Genomic DNA, 12,799 nt, shown 5'->3' with positions numbered 1-12,799 from the left:
ATGGCTACCGCGGAAGCACTCGTGGCAGGACCTATTACCGCTGACACGGTCATCGACCAGGCGGCCCCATCGAAGAGGTGGGGCCGCCTGGGCTTGCTCGTCCCGGCAGGGCTATTGCTGATCATCGGGTTCATCGTCCCGCTGGTCATCATGCTGTGGTACGCGTTCACGGACCCCTCGGTTGGGTTTGGCAACTTCGCGTGGTACCTGGGAGACGCGGTGCAGCAGCGGATACTGCTGCGCACGTTCACGACTGCTGTCAACGTGACAGTCATCTGCCTGCTGCTGGGATATCCATACGCCTACGCCATGGTTGCAGCAGGGCCGAAGCTGCGAGCTGTGCTGACCTTGCTGGTCCTCGTGCCCTTCTGGACCAGCTTGATGGTTCGCACGTTCGCCTGGGTGATATTGCTCCAGGATCACGGGCCGATTCAGTCCCTCCTCGCAACCGTCGGTCTGGGTCAGATCCCGCTCATCAGGACCAACCTGGGCGTCGTTATCGGCATGAGTCAGGTCCTGCTGCCATTCTTCGTCTTGCCGCTGTACGCGGTAATGACAAATATCGATCGCCGCTTGATTCTGGCTTCTTCGAGCCTTGGCGCCGGCCCGATTACGTCCTTCTTTCGGATTTGGCTGCCATTGTCCTTACCTGGGGTGGGCGCCGGTTCGCTGATCGTGTTCATTAGCAGCCTGGGCTTTTACGTGACCCCGGCGCTGCTGGGGTCTCCAGGGAATTCGCTGATCAGCCAACAGATATTCACTCAGGTGAACGGGCTGCTGCAATGGGGTCGCGCCGGGACCATGGGGGTCGTGCTAATTGTCATCACGCTCGCGATCCTCGCAATCCTGGCGCTCGTCATTGGGCGTTCAACCAGCACGATCAAGGGGGTGCGCTGATGAGAAAGCCCGCGGCACGGATGTGGAAGGGCGCCTTGTGGCTGTTCTGCGCGCTGGTGGCGCTGTGGCTGGCCGCTCCTTCGTTGATCGTCATCCCGCTCAGCCTGACCGACAAGCCATCCTTCTCCTTTCCGCCGACCGGCTGGTCGACGCGCTGGTACACGAACTTCTTCCAGGACCCAAGCTGGGTTGGAGCCCTCGCGTCCAGTTTGCAGGTGGGGGCGCTTGTCGCGGTCGTCGCGACCATTGCCGGCACCGCTGCTGCTGCAGCTCTGACCCGATCGGCATTCCGTGGCCAACAGACCGTGAAGACGATACTTCTCGCGCCCATGATTGCGCCGGTGATCGTCGTCGCAGTCGGGCTGTACGCGCTGTTCCTCCGCACAAACCTGCTGGGAACAACTCTTGGCTTTGTCATTGCGCACAGTGTTCTCGCTCTGCCGTTCGTCATCATCCCCGTTACGGCGAGCCTGAACGGCTTCGACCGTCGCCTCGAGAGCGCCGCGGCTATCTGCGGAGCGAATCGCTGGACCACGTTCCGTCAGGTCACGTTGCCGCTCGTTGCGCCCGGTGTTATCTCGGGTGCCCTGTTTGCCTTCGTCACCAGCTTCGACGAAGTCGTCTTGTCCCTATTCATTCAGAGTCCGTATCTTCAAACCCTCCCCGTGAAGATGTACGCCTCCGTCACGCGGGACACCGACCCGACAATAGCGGCGGCCGCCACCCTCATCCTGGGATTGACGACCGTTCTCACGCTGACCACAACTCTCTACATTGCTCGGAGGAATCGTGTCCGATAGTTCGATCTCGCAGGGTGCTGCCATCACCCTCAATAAGCTGACCAAGCGTTACGGTGATGCAACGGCCGTAGACGCGATTGACCTCAACGCAGAGCCTGGCGAGTTTCTCACCCTGCTGGGGCCCAGCGGTTCGGGCAAGACGACCACACTCAACATGATCGCCGGGTTCGTGGACGTCACCGAAGGTGAAATCCTCGTCGATGGCAAGCCCGTCTACGCCCTTCCGCCCCACAAACGGAACATGGGAATGGTGTTCCAGCACTACGCGCTGTTTCCTCACATGTCGGTGGGCGACAACGTTGCGTATCCGCTTCGCCAGCGCAGACTGCCCAAATCCGAGCGAGGGCGCCTTGTCGCGGATGCATTGAACAAGGTCGGCCTTGCCAATCTCTCCCACCGCATGCCGCGGCAGTTGTCCGGCGGGCAGCAGCAGCGCGTCGCCCTCGCGCGCGCGATCGTTTACAGCCCGCGAGTGCTGCTGATGGATGAACCACTCGGGGCATTGGACAAGAAGCTTCGTGACTCCCTGCAGCTGGAGATCAAGCGGATCCATGCGGAGCTCGGGACCACCTTTGTATACGTCACACATGACCAGGACGAAGCCCTCGTTCTTTCAGACCGCATTGCGGTGTTCAACCAGGGAAAGATCGAGCAGGTGGGCAGCGCCCAAGACCTCTACGAGCGTCCGAGCACGATTTTTGTCGCACAGTTCGTCGGTGAATCGTCCTTGTTCCACGGTCTGGCTGTCGACCATGGAGCGGGGAAGGGGGTGTTGAGTTCAGACAGGACTTTGCATGCGCACCGGGGTGACGCGCGAACCGGCGCGCCCGCCGCTCTGGTCGTGCGTCCCGAGCGGATTCGAGTGCAGTCAATCGACGGGACGGCACCGAGCGGCAACGCGGTTCGGGGGCGCATCCTTCAGGAAATCTACCTTGGCAACTCACGCAAGCTTGAGGTTGAACTGGGCGACGGAAGTAAAGTCCTCGTCCGCGAATCCGCGGGTGATGTCACGGCGAATCGCCCCGGGGACCTCGTGTGGCTCACTTTCCGCGCCGAAGACGCCGTTGTCCTCACAAGTAATGAGAGCCCCGATAGGCCACAGGCCGCCGACGACCACGTTCCCGTCTTCGCATCGCACTAGCCGTCCACAGAAACAGGAGTGCATCAATGACCAGCATCAAGCATGACTCTCGGCAGGCCGAGCGTGCGATCCCAAACGGCGGCGTTTCTTTCTGGTACTCCAGCACCGAAATCCCCGCGTACCGTGCTCCGCTTCCTGGCGACCTGGAAGCCGACATCTGCATCGTCGGGGCTGGGTTCACCGGGCTGTGGACCGCGTACTACCTGAAACGCGAGCAGCCCGATCTGCGAATCGTCATCCTTGAGAAGGAATTCGCAGGATTCGGTGCGTCTGGCAGAAACGGCGGCTGGCTTTCTTCAGAGCTCGCAGGATCACGCTCTGCCTACGCGTCGACCCACGGGCATCAGGGCGTTGTCGACTTGCTGCGCGCCATGCGAGGCGCGGTGGATGAGGTGATCGAAGTCGCACGGGCCGAGAACATCGACGCCGACATTGTCAAGGACGGACTTCTTCATGTCGCCCGCAACAGTGCGCAGCTTGGCCGGCTGCAGGAGAGCCTCGAGTATGAAAAACTTTGGGGCGCGGGCGCGGACGACTTTGTTCTCCTGAGTCGCGCTGAACTGGACGCCCGAATCGTCGTTGAAGGTTCCCGAGGTGCCACTTACAGCCCTCACTGCGCCCGCGTCCAACCGGCCAAGCTCGTGCGGGGTCTCGCCGCCGCAGTGGAGCGGCTTGGAGTCTCCATCTATGAACAGACGACGGTGCGAGAGATCAAGCCTCAGACTGTCCACTCGGACCGGGGGATAGTCCGAGCGCCGATCGTTCTTCGCTGCCTGGAGGGATTCACTCCAAGCATCGAAGGTGAACGGCGCACGTGGTTGCCGATGAATTCCTCGATGATCATCACCGACCCTCTACCGGAATCGGTGATGTCCCAGATCGGGTGGGCAAGTGGAGAGCTGCTCGGAGACGCAGCTCACGCGTACATGTATGCCCAGCGCACCGCGGATAATCGAATCGCCCTCGGTGGACGTGGCATCCCGTATCGGTATGGGTCCCGCACCGATGACAATGGTGAGACCCAGGGCTGGACGATCCGCGCTCTGACTGACTTGCTCCACGGCATGTTTCCCGCAGCAAGTGACGTTCCAATCGCTCAAGCCTGGAGCGGTGTCCTGGGTGTACCCCGTGACTGGTGCGCGACGATTGAACTCGACCAGGAAACTGGTCTCGGCACCGCGGGGGGCTACGTGGGCAGTGGGTTGACGACCACCAACCTTGCCGGTCGGACCCTCGCCGACCTCGTGCTCCGCCGTGACACCGAACTCACCCGACTCCCGTGGGTCGGGCGTCGCGTTCGCCCGTGGGAGCCTGAACCTTTGCGTTGGCTGGGTGTGCAAGCCATGTACACGCTCTATCGCGAAGCTGACCGTCGTGAATACGAACGGGACCTGCCGGGCACCAGCAAGATCGCACGCTTCGCCAATAAGATCACGGGCCGCTGAACTGCCCATCAAGAGCAACGCCGATCAGAAAAGGAAATATCGTGAGCGAAAACGAAGCCCTGGCCAGCGCGAAGACCGGCTCCGAGACCGTCAGTCTGCGTCACGTGATGGCAAATACTGTGGCCCTCCCGCAACCACAGTCCAAACCCACAAGCCGAACAGGTCAGATGGAATCGACGCTCAGCCTGTGGGAGGCCGGCCCCCACACCTCAACCGGGGTTTGGGAATGCGAGCCGGGCGAGTTCACCGCTGTGCGCGACACCTGCACCGAGGTTTGCCAAATCCTGAGCGGAACCGCCACGGTGCATGGTGACGACGGGACGAGCGTTCACCTTGCAGCCGGCTCACTTCTTGTGCTCCCGATTGGGTGGCGCGGTACTTGGGTCATTCACGAGACGATCCGCAAGACCTATGTCCTCGTGGGGGCCGCGACCGAGCCCGAGCCCATTGCCGAACCGCACTGAGCCTCGTGGAGCCGTCGTGCGGGTAGCTATCGTCGGGGCGGGATTGGCCGGATTGGCTGCGGCGAGCGAGTTGATGGATGCCGGGCACGACGTCCAGGTCTTTGAGGCGCGCGACCGGGTCGGAGGGCGGGTCTGGTCGGAATCGCTGCCCCTGCCCGACGGGCAGAGCGTTATTGTCGAGCGCGGCGCGGAAATCATTCTTCGCGGATACGACCTTCTTCGCAGCTATGTCGCCGAATTGGGTCTGAGCCTGGTCGACACGGGAATGAGCTATTACCTTCGCGAACCCCGCGGCGCCGGGGAAGTCGATTCCGCCGCGATGGTCGCGGCCGGGTCAAGGCTGACCGACGCCATTGGCGGGGACGAACGCTTGTCGATCAGCGACGTGCTGTCTAACCTCACGGTGTCTACGGATCTCGCCGAGGCCATACGATGCCGGGTCGAGATTTCCTGCGCTCTTGAGGCGGAATTCCTCGACAGCAGTGTCCTGGGACATGTGGCATCCCTGTCTCCTCTGCCCAGCCATCGCATCGCAGGAGGAAACCAGGGTCTGGCGCAGGCCCTCGCCGGGCGACTCGGTGATCGCGTGCATCTCAACACCCCGGTCAGAGCGATAGTGGCTGAGGGCGGCACCTTCGAGGTCCTAACCGACCTGGACACATACCGTGCCGACCACGTCGTGCTCGCCATTCCGCTGCCGTTGGTGAGCGAGTTATCCATCTCACCCGCACTTCCGAGGTGGAAGCTGGACGCGTTGGCTCGGAGCGCCTACGGTGACGCTGCGAAGCTCCATATCCCTTTGGCGCGCTCGGTCCACACGAGCGCCGTCATGAGTGTTCCCGACCGATATTGGTCCTGGACCGCTATGGATGGCACCGGGCGTGTACCAGCAGTGCTGAATTGCTTTGCTGGCTCAGCCACGGCCTTGGATCGGCTCGACGTTCGAGACGGACCGGACGCTTGGGTTGCACGTGTGAAGGAAACCCAGCCCGACATGCCTTTGGTCAGCGAAGGCGCCCTTCTCACCACGTGGTCCAACGACCCGTGGGCGAGGGGGCCTATTCTGCGCGCGGAACTGAGGTCACAAAAGATGACCTGGACTACCTGAGACGATCCATCGGGGCCCTGCATTTCGCGGGGGAGTACCTCGGAGGAGATTTCGCAGGGTTGATGGAGGGTGCCCTACGAAGCGGACGCGAGGCCGCAGCAGAGATTCTCGGTGACCGTAGGCCAGGGAGACGCTGATGGCTGGCGTGGCGGACATCGTATTCGTTGACGGCTGGATTTTCTCTGCGCCTCAGGACGCCCCGGTCCGCGCCGATGTCGCGGTAGCGGACAGTCGAATCATGGCGGTGGGGGCCGCAGAGGACATCGCGGCGCTCGTGGGAGAAAACACGGATGTCGTTCCGCTCACAGGCCGCCTGTTGTTGCCAGGATTTCAGGATGCTCACATCCATCCCGTCGCCGGGGGAATCGAACTGTTGCAGTGCGATCTCACCGGCGCGAAAGATGCAGAAGACTGCCTCCGGTTGATCGCTGACTACGCCCGTGCGCACCCACACGCAGAGTGGATCATGGGCGCAGGTTGGTCGATGGAGTTCTTTGCAGGCGGGACGCCGACCCGAGACCTGCTTGACGCTGTCATCCCGGGCAGGCCTGTCGCCCTCATGAACCGGGATCACCACGGCATGTGGGTCAATTCCCGCGCACTTGGTCTCGCCGGTGTCACCGCGGAAACCCCGGATCCCATCGACGGACGCATTGAGCGCACCCAGGGAGGCGAGCCAAGCGGCACGCTCCATGAAGGTGCGATGGATCTGGTCGGCCGCTTCGCACCGTCTGCAACGGGCGACCTCGCCGACCGCGGACTCTTGCGGGCGCAGGAGTATCTGCACAGCTTCGGCGTTACATCCTGGCAGGATGCGCTGTTGGGGAGCGGCCTCGGAATGGAAGACTCCACCATGACTTACCTCGATGCGGTCGCCCGGGGCGAGCTGACCATGCGCACCGTCGCTGCGATCTGGTGGGAGCGAGGTCGAGGGCTGGAGCAACTTCCCGAAATCATCGATCGACGAGCACGAATCCGCGACGCTGATCCATCCGGGCACTTCCGCGCGTCGGCCGTCAAGATCATGGTGGATGGCGTGCCGGAGAACTTCACGGCCGCCATGAGCCAGCCCTACCGGGATGCTCACGGCGACGTGACGGAGAATCTCGGCCTTTCATTCATCGATCCCGAGGATCTCAAGGTATGTGTGACGGCACTGGATGCAGCGGGGTTCCAAGTCCATTTCCACGCCCTCGGTGATCGGGCCGTAAGCGAGTCGCTCGACGCGATTGAGGCCGCCAGGGAAGCGAACGGTGATCTGGGTAACAGGCATCACCTTGCTCACCTGCAGGTGGTTGGGATGAGGGACATACCGCGTTTCGCTGAGCTCGGCACAATCGCAAACATGCAGATGCTTTGGGCTGCGCACGCCCGACAGCTGGATGAGTTAAACGTGCCATTTCTGGCACCGGAACTCGTTGAACGCTACTACCCCTTTGGCGACCTCGCCCGCGCGCGAGCCCAACTTTGTGCCGGAAGCGACTGGCCGGTGTCGAGCCCCGATCCGATCGCCGCCATCCACGTTGGCGTCAACCGAATTAGCGAGGGCAGCGTTGAGCGGCCGTTAGGTGAGCAGCAGCAACTCTCGTTAGCCGCGGCCGTCACTGCGTACACCTGGGGCAGTGCCGTTGTGAATAGGCAAGAACACGAAACCGGCAAAATCGCCGTCGGGTATCTCGCCGATCTCGCCGTACTCGACCGCAACTTTTTCGACCTGCCGGCCGAAGACATCCACCTGACTAGCGTCCTGCGCACCTACTCCGCGGGTTCGCTGGTGTACCGCCGCGGGGACGAGTCGCCCGACGTTTTTACCGGCCACCAGTAGCTGCCCAGCACGGGTCAGATGACGATCTACTTGAACCTGACAATGGCCGGAACTGACTAGAAGGGCCGGCGTACCGAAGTTCCTGGGCGACCAAACGCACGGCATTCAGACATTCCCGGAGGGGTTCCCGCCTCCGGCGCCCGAGCCAACGACCCGCAGTTCTTCAGGCGGTGGCCTGTGTTGACGCCGACTGAAAACAGGGCTATAAACGCCTACTGAAAATAGGGCCACCAACCATGATGGAAGGTGATCAAATTGCGGAGTTGCAGCGAGTTCCACATGGAACCCTTGGCGGGACGGCTGCAGGTTTGCCTGGCTCCTTCGGGTTTCACAAAGGACCACCGTCTTGCGGCATCCTCGCTGCCGTTCCGCCCATCTTGAGTCGCATGCGTGATCGACGAGGGGATCCGCCGCCGCATCAGCAACTCACCGTCCGTCAACTGTGAAGGAGAATCACGAGGGACGCGGAGGAAAATGCGGTTTCTGGCGCCTCGCGATCCGTACCATCACGAGTTTCGCGAACAGCCCACAGAACAGAACCAAAAGAAATCGCTCCTGAGGATCCTCAGGAGCGATTTCTCGTTAACGCGTGGACGCTATTCAGCCTTGAGCGTCCACGGGCCGTCGGCGTTGACTACGATCACCGAAGGTCCGGAGCTGAGCGGGACCGTGCCCGAATAGGCGCCGATCTCGTTGATGAGCAAACCGAAGCTGAAGTCCTCCCCAGTCTGCTCGGTCACCGCGAAGTTGCTGGAACCCGCATGCGTGGCCGTGAGCTTCCCGGCGGACCCTTGTTAGAGGAACACTCGGTCTCCGGCGCCCGAGGCGAGGAGCGCTGGTGCCGCGGAGACCGGAGCGATGGTCACGCTCCATTTTCCGTCTGCCGAGATCTCAAGAGTCACGCCATCGCCGAGGGAGTTAAAGCCGAAGGCGCTCGTCCCCGTGTACCTGCCGATGGTGTTCACCAGAAGCTGACCGGTGGAGGCGTTGGACGCATCCAACACCGAGATCGCGAAGTTACTGCCGCCGTCGTGGGTGGCGGTGACGATTCCGGCCGTGGCGCCGGCCGGCAGGGTGACGAGGTTGTCGCCGGTGCCGGTCTGCGTGACGGGCGCGAAGGTGCCGAAGCTGTCGTCCGCCCAGGACTGAACGGTCGCGACCTCCGCGGGCGGCTCTTCTAGTGGTGCCTCCTCGACGGGCGCCGACGCATCCTCGTTCTCCAGGGGAGCGACGGCCGCCGGGCTGTCGCCCGGGCTCGCCGCGTTGGTGACACCCGAGATGATCATGCACAGCACGATCCCGACGGCCGTGATGATCCAGGCGATCTTCTTGTTGGCGTCGTACCCGGCGAGCTTCCGGCCCTGCTTGTCCCGCTGGGCGCCGGCGAGCACGAGGATCAGGTCGACGAGCCACCAGATGCCGAACCCGGAGAGGGTGAACAGTTTGAGCAGGGCCGTGCCGACCTTGCCCAGGTAGAAACGGTCCACGGCGAAGAACCCGAGCAGCCAGGCGAACAGCCAGGTGACCACGAAGGACTTGTCCGATGCGATCGCGTTGACGGCGCCCACGGGGGCGTTCTCCTGCGCTGCTGGGTAGGTCGGGGGGATCGGCTGTTCCCGCTGATCGTTCGGGATGCCGGCTGGGGTCGAGTGCTGGTTGTCGCTCATGGTGTTGATCTCCTTGTGTTGGCTGCGATTGAGGTGCTTGGCGCGGATGCGCCAGCCGTTCGGCGGGCGTCGCCGGTCATTTCTCCACGACCTCGATCACGATGTCGAGGCCGTTGTCGGGGTGGTACCCCCACGAAGCGGAGAAGTCATCCCAGGTCGCCGTCTGGCGTCCGTCGAGGGCGCGGGTGCCCTCCAGACGGTTGATGACGCTGTCGGGGGTGTCGAGTTCGCCGAAGATGCAGGCGATATCGGAAATGTCGGCGCCCTCCGCCTCCTCGCCCTCGCTGTTCATCGAGATGCTTCGGCCTTCGTCGCCGACGTTGATCCAGGAGTTTGTTTCAACGTCGCATTCCGTGGCTGCGGCCGCCATCGGGCTGGACGTCACGAGCGATCCGATACCGCCGGCAACGGATGCGACGAGAAGCGAGCCGACAATTCCGACGACGAGGCCGAGTCCCATGCCGGTCGCGCCGAGCCGGAGCTCACGAGGGGTGAACGCAGGTGGACCAGCCGGCGCGGATGCAGCTGGGCTCACCGCCAGCGAGCTTCGCGCACTGTTCCGGGTCGCTGCCGAAGTGAGCGTCACGCCCAAGAAACTCGCCGGCTACCTGAATATGACCACCGCAGCGGTCACCTTCATCTCGCGCCGACTCGTCGATTCAGGGCTGCTCCACCGGCTCAACAATCCGAACGATCGTCGGAGCCTCTACCTCGAACTCACGCCTCTCGCGCACCAGATGATGCGCGATGTCCATCGCGACTTCGTCGCGCTCCTTGAGGCGGCCACGAGCGACCTGGATCGCACCGAACTCGACACATTCTCCGCGACACTCCAGTCGGTGGCTCGATCGATGGTGCGCCACTCCGCTCGTGCCGACACGTCCGAGCCCCGCGAAGAGCTCCGCCCCGGCAGTACGGGCTCGACAACCCACCTCTAGCGATCCTTGGGGGGTGAGAACCTTTCGTTTTTCACTCCAGAGCGAGCAGGCTCTTCGCCTCCAATCCCGGCTGAGGTCTTGCAACACCTGGCCAAGGCTGTTACTGCTGAAGGACACAGCTTAAGTGGGGCTGTCGGAAGGGTAGGGACCATGACTCGCGAGCATCCCTCAGTGTCAGAGCCAGACGACACCGACCTCGAGGTCACAAAACCGAAAGACTGGGCCGCGGGCGTGCCCGGCGTGTACCACTCCATGAAACCGGCGCTGGAAAAACTGGGCGTCATCCGCACCGGCAAGACGATGCTCGCCCTCAACCAGAAAGACGGCTTCGACTGCCCCAGTTGCGCCTGGCCCGACCCGAATCACCGCAAGGCCTTCGAATTCTGCGAGAACGGCGCGAAAGCCGTCACCTGGGAGGCCACTCCGGTCATCATCGAATCGGACTTCTGGGCCCAGCATTCCATTGACGACCTGCTGGAGAAGTCGGAATATTGGCTCGGAATGCAGGGGCGCCTCACCGAGCCGGTCTATAAGCCCGCAGGCGAGAACCACTACCGACCGATCAGCTGGGCCGACGCGTTCTCCGTGTTGGCCACGAAGCTCAACGGTCTCAAATCCCCGGACGAGGCCGCCTTCTACACGAGCGGGCGCGCCTCGAATGAGGCCGCGTTCGCCTACCAACTCTTCGTGCGCGCTTTCGGCACGAACAACCTGCCTGACTGTTCCAACATGTGCCATGAGTCAACCGGATGGGCCATGGGCCAGACGCTGGGCATCGGCAAGGCCACGATCAGCTACGACGACTTTGCCCAGGCCGATCTCATCATCATTATGGGTCAGAATCCGGGAACGAACCATCCGCGGATGCTGACGGCCCTGGAAGAGGCGAAGGACTCCGGCGCGGAGATCGTCGCCGTCAATCCCCTGCCGGAGGCCGGCCTGCAACGGTACAAAAACCCGCAGCGGGTCAAGGGAATCATCGGACGCGGCACCCCCATCGCCGACCAGCACGTGCAGATCCGGCTGGGCGGCGACATGGCGCTGCTGCAGGCGGTCTCCAAAAAGGTGCTGGCCGCCGAGGCGCAGAATCCCGGAACTGTGCTGGACCACGAGTTCCTGGCGAAGTACTGCTTTGGCCTGGAAGATCTCAACCGGCACCTGAACCTGCTCGACGAGCAGACCGTGCTCGAGGCCACGGGACTTGAGGAACACGAGATCGACGAATTGGCCGCACGCTATCTCAAGGCCGATCGCGTGATCGTGACCTGGGCCATGGGCCTGACGCAGCAGAAGAAGGCTGTCGCGACCATCAAAGAGATCATCAATCTGCTCTTGTTGCGCGGAAACATCGGCAAACCCGGCGCAGGCGCCTCCCCGATTCGCGGTCACAGCAATGTGCAGGGTGACCGCACCATGGGCATCTGGGAACAAATGCCGCCGGCATTCCTGAACGCCCTCGAGCGGGAGTTCGGGTTTGAACCGCCCCGGGAACACGGTGCGGACGCCGTCGAGACAATCACAGGGCTGCGCGACGGTGACATCAAGGTGTTCATGGCGCTCGGTGGAAACCTGGTCGCGGCAATCAGCGATACGAACGCGGCCGAGGCCGCCATGCGGGGCGCCGAGATGACCGTGCAGGTGTCCACGAAACTCAACCGGTCCCATGTGGTCACCGGCGCCGAGGCACTCATCCTGCCCACGATGGGCCGCACCGAGATCGACATGCAGACCTCAGGGCCGCAGTTCGTGTCGGTCGAGGACACCGTCAGCGCCGTGCATCCGTCGTGGGGAAAAATCGATCCGGTGGCACCCGGCCTCCTTTCGGAGGTGGCGATCATCTCCAGGCTGGCGCGGGCCGTTCTCGATGACAAAGTGAAGGTCGACTGGGACGGTTTCGAGCAGAACTACGACCTCATTCGCGACCACATCTCCCACGTGGTCGACGGATGCGAAAACTACAACCAGAAGATCCGTCAGGAAGGCGGATTCATGCTTCCCAACGGCCCGCGGGACTCGCGCACCTTTCCCACGCCCATCGGCAAGGCAATACTCACCGTCAACGATCTCGAGCCCGTCGATCGCCCGCCGGGCACCCTCATTTTGCAGACGCTGCGCTCGCACGACCAGTTCAACACCACGATCTACGGGCACAACGACCGGTATCGCGGCATCAAAAATGGCCGCCACGTGGTCTTCGTGAACCCCGATGACCTCGCCGAGCTGGGCCTTATCGATGGCCAGTTCGTGGATGTGCACGGGGTGTTCAGCGACAAGATCCCGCGGGTCCTGCGGAAATTCCGCTTGGTGTCCTACCCCACCGCTCGCGGATGTGCCGCGGCCTACTATCCCGAGGCGAATGTTCTGGTTCCGCTTTCTCACCTCGCCGAGGGCAGCAATACCCCCGTGTCGAAGGCGGTGATCGTGCGGCTCGATCCGGTGGAAGCGGATGCGGACAAAGCGCCTAACGCGGCTCGTAACCGGTCGGGGGCGGCCCTGCCGAGCTGACCGCCGGGG

12 protein-coding genes are annotated in these 12,799 nt (G+C 62.8%); 9 read left to right on the top strand and 3 right to left on the bottom strand.

What is annotated here, in order from left to right; all coding sequences use genetic code 11:
• The 7 genes from E3T33_RS03670 (at window position 1) to E3T33_RS03635 (ending at window position 7,680) form a co-directional block, all read left to right on the top strand.
• On the top strand, window positions 1–897 hold the full coding sequence (locus tag E3T33_RS03670; RefSeq protein WP_134574768.1) for an ABC transporter permease: 897 nt from the start codon (window positions 1–3) through the stop codon (window positions 895–897).
• Window positions 897–1,697 carry an ABC transporter permease gene (locus E3T33_RS03665; RefSeq protein WP_134574767.1) on the top strand — a complete coding sequence of 267 codons (801 nt, stop codon included), beginning with the start codon at window positions 897–899 and terminating at the stop codon, window positions 1,695–1,697. Before E3T33_RS03670 ends, E3T33_RS03665 begins: the two co-directional genes overlap by 1 nt.
• On the top strand, window positions 1,687–2,838 hold the full coding sequence (locus E3T33_RS03660) for an ABC transporter ATP-binding protein (protein WP_092324421.1): 1,152 nt from the start codon (window positions 1,687–1,689) through the stop codon (window positions 2,836–2,838). Before E3T33_RS03665 ends, E3T33_RS03660 begins: the two co-directional genes overlap by 11 nt.
• Before the next feature lie 26 nt (window positions 2,839–2,864).
• Window positions 2,865–4,283 (top strand): FAD-binding oxidoreductase, encoded by a 1,419-nt coding sequence (locus tag E3T33_RS03655; protein WP_092324423.1) that lies wholly within the window; start codon window positions 2,865–2,867, stop codon window positions 4,281–4,283.
• A gap of 41 nt (window positions 4,284–4,324) precedes the next feature.
• Window positions 4,325–4,747 carry a cupin domain-containing protein gene (locus E3T33_RS03650; RefSeq protein WP_241982811.1) on the top strand — a complete coding sequence of 141 codons (423 nt, stop codon included), beginning with the start codon at window positions 4,325–4,327 and terminating at the stop codon, window positions 4,745–4,747.
• Between the two features lie 16 nt (window positions 4,748–4,763).
• Window positions 4,764–5,855 carry an NAD(P)/FAD-dependent oxidoreductase gene (locus E3T33_RS15510; RefSeq protein ID WP_277870624.1) on the top strand — a complete coding sequence of 364 codons (1,092 nt, stop codon included), beginning with the start codon at window positions 4,764–4,766 and terminating at the stop codon, window positions 5,853–5,855.
• Window positions 5,856–5,991: 136 nt separating this feature from the next.
• Entirely contained in the window at window positions 5,992–7,680 is a 1,689-nt protein-coding gene (locus E3T33_RS03635) for an amidohydrolase (protein WP_134574765.1), read from the top strand.
• A 596-nt stretch (window positions 7,681–8,276) separates the two neighbouring features.
• Here the strand turns inward: E3T33_RS03635 and E3T33_RS15435 are convergent.
• From E3T33_RS15435 to E3T33_RS15150, 3 genes are all read right to left on the bottom strand, one after another.
• A complete protein-coding gene (locus E3T33_RS15435; RefSeq protein WP_198417239.1) occupies window positions 8,277–8,420 on the bottom strand; it encodes a hypothetical protein in 144 nt (47 codons plus the stop codon).
• Between the two features lie 54 nt (window positions 8,421–8,474).
• Entirely contained in the window at window positions 8,475–9,347 is an 873-nt protein-coding gene (locus E3T33_RS03630) for a TM2 domain-containing protein (RefSeq protein WP_198417238.1), read from the bottom strand.
• Window positions 9,348–9,423: 76 nt separating this feature from the next.
• The gene (locus E3T33_RS15150; RefSeq protein WP_166784380.1) at window positions 9,424–9,807 is read right to left on the bottom strand and encodes a hypothetical protein; all 384 of its coding nucleotides are present in this window, start codon (window positions 9,805–9,807) and stop codon (window positions 9,424–9,426) included.
• Between the two features lie 31 nt (window positions 9,808–9,838).
• Between E3T33_RS15150 and E3T33_RS15145 the strand changes: the two genes are divergently transcribed.
• The gene (locus tag E3T33_RS15145) at window positions 9,839–10,285 is read left to right on the top strand and encodes a MarR family transcriptional regulator (protein ID WP_166784379.1); all 447 of its coding nucleotides are present in this window, start codon (window positions 9,839–9,841) and stop codon (window positions 10,283–10,285) included.
• 150 nt (window positions 10,286–10,435) lie between these two features.
• Window positions 10,436–12,790, top strand: coding sequence for an FdhF/YdeP family oxidoreductase (locus E3T33_RS03620; protein ID WP_134574803.1), 2,355 nt, complete (start codon window positions 10,436–10,438; stop codon window positions 12,788–12,790).
• Window positions 12,791–12,799: the final 9 nt, after the last annotated feature.

The organism is Cryobacterium sp. TMT1-2-1 (genome assembly GCF_004403955.1).
Taxonomy (GTDB): Bacteria; Actinomycetota; Actinomycetes; order Actinomycetales; family Microbacteriaceae; genus Cryobacterium; species Cryobacterium psychrotolerans.
The sequence above is the reverse complement of the archived record's forward strand: the minus strand, read 5'-3'. Positions and strand labels throughout refer to the sequence as shown.

Bases quoted from the DNA above. Each gene is read 5' to 3' on its own strand.
- E3T33_RS03670 (WP_134574768.1), top strand. From the start codon at position 1: ATGGCTACCGCGGAAGCACTCGTGGCAGGACCTATTACCGCTGACACG.
- E3T33_RS03665 (WP_134574767.1), top strand. From the start codon at position 897: ATGAGAAAGCCCGCGGCACGGATGTGGAAGGGCGCCTTGTGGCTGTTC.
- E3T33_RS03655 (WP_092324423.1), top strand. From the start codon at position 2,865: ATGACCAGCATCAAGCATGACTCTCGGCAGGCCGAGCGTGCGATCCCA.
- E3T33_RS03635 (WP_134574765.1), top strand. From the start codon at position 5,992: ATGGCTGGCGTGGCGGACATCGTATTCGTTGACGGCTGGATTTTCTCT.
- E3T33_RS03630 (WP_198417238.1), bottom strand. From the start codon at position 9,347: ATGAGCGACAACCAGCACTCGACCCCAGCCGGCATCCCGAACGATCAG.
- E3T33_RS15150 (WP_166784380.1), bottom strand. From the start codon at position 9,807: ATGGGACTCGGCCTCGTCGTCGGAATTGTCGGCTCGCTTCTCGTCGCA.
- E3T33_RS03620 (WP_134574803.1), top strand. From the start codon at position 10,436: ATGACTCGCGAGCATCCCTCAGTGTCAGAGCCAGACGACACCGACCTC.